General features: G+C 57.1%; 2 protein-coding genes. Both read left to right on the top strand.

The genetic code is table 11. The features are described 5' to 3' along the window. Positions 1-55: 55 nt before the first annotated feature. A complete protein-coding gene (locus ACR0MV_RS21630; RefSeq protein WP_171127984.1) occupies positions 56-343 on the top strand; it encodes a transposase in 288 nt (95 codons plus the stop codon). After that, positions 340-1,185, top strand: coding sequence for an IS3 family transposase (locus tag ACR0MV_RS21625; RefSeq protein WP_281973998.1), 846 nt, complete (start codon positions 340-342; stop codon positions 1,183-1,185). The genes ACR0MV_RS21630 and ACR0MV_RS21625 overlap by 4 nt, the downstream gene beginning before the upstream one ends. The last annotated feature ends 3 nt before the right edge of the window (positions 1,186-1,188 follow it).

Genomic DNA, 1,188 nt, shown 5'->3' with positions numbered 1-1,188 from the left:
TGTCTTTGCCCCGTAAAATTGGGCCACTACTTTGGTCGAGAGGGGGGAACAAGGGATGGCTCGGAAGCGATACTCGGACGAAGACATTCTGAAGCTGCTGCGTGAGATTGAACTGAAGCTGGCAGATGGCGATGATGTTCGGACAGCCTGTCGTGGTGTCGGTGTCAGCGATGCGACCTACTACAATTGGCGGCGTCGGTTCGGTGGCATGGGCAAGTCGCAACTGTCGGAGTTGCGCAGCCTGGAGAAAGAAAATGCTCGGCTGAAGAAGATCGTGGCCGAACTGGAACTGGACAAGCTGATCCTCAAAGAAAGTCTGAACTACCTAAAACCGAGGGCCTGACGACGAGCCAACTTCGTCAGGCCGTCATTCATGCTCGCCAGAAGCTCGGCACATCAGAGCGTCGCACCTGCAAGGTGGTCGGCCTTGCACGCAGCTCCATGCAATACCAGGCCGTAGAGAAGAACGATGATGCTCTTCGACTGGCCATGATCCGTCTGGCCAAGAGCTATGGCCGGTATGGCTACCGTAAGGTGGCGCAGCTACTTCGGGTCGAGGGCTGGCGTGTCAATCACAAGAAGGTAGAACGGCTGTGGCGGGAGGAAGGTCTGCAACTCCCGCAGCGGCACAAGAAGAAGCGTCGCCTGTACCACAAGGACAGCTCGATCATTCGACTCCGACCGACGCATCCCAACCATGTCTGGAGCGTCGATTTCGTTCACGACAAGCTGAGCAATGGGCGGAGCTACAAGATGCTCACGGTTTTGGATGAATACACCCGCCAGGCGCTTGCAGTGGAAGTTCGGACCCGCATGGGTTCTGAAGATGTGCTGGAGGTTCTCTACGGGCTGTTCCTGCGCCACGGAAAGCCTGATTTCGTTCGAAGCGATAACGGCCCAGAGTTCTCTTCACGGGCGACCCAGAGTTGGCTCGAGAAGGTCGGTGTGAACCCGATCCGGATCTACCCGGGCTCTCCCTGGGAGAACGGATACAACGAGAGGTTCAATGGAACGCTCCGCCGCGAGGTTCTCAATTCCGAATGGTTCACAACGACCAAGCAGGCACAGATCGTGATCAATTGCTGGCTCAGGCAATACAACCACACCCGACCGCATCAGGCCCTCAACATGCGCCCACCAGTCCCCGAAACTCTAGTCCGAAATGGCCCAGAACACGGGGGCTAGACA

The sequence above is a fragment of the Ruegeria sp. BC3 genome (genome assembly GCF_056539265.1).
The sequence above is the reverse complement of the archived record's forward strand: the minus strand, read 5'-3'. Positions and strand labels throughout refer to the sequence as shown.

Bases quoted from the DNA above. Each gene is read 5' to 3' on its own strand.
- ACR0MV_RS21630 (WP_171127984.1), top strand. From the start codon at position 56: ATGGCTCGGAAGCGATACTCGGACGAAGACATTCTGAAGCTGCTGCGT.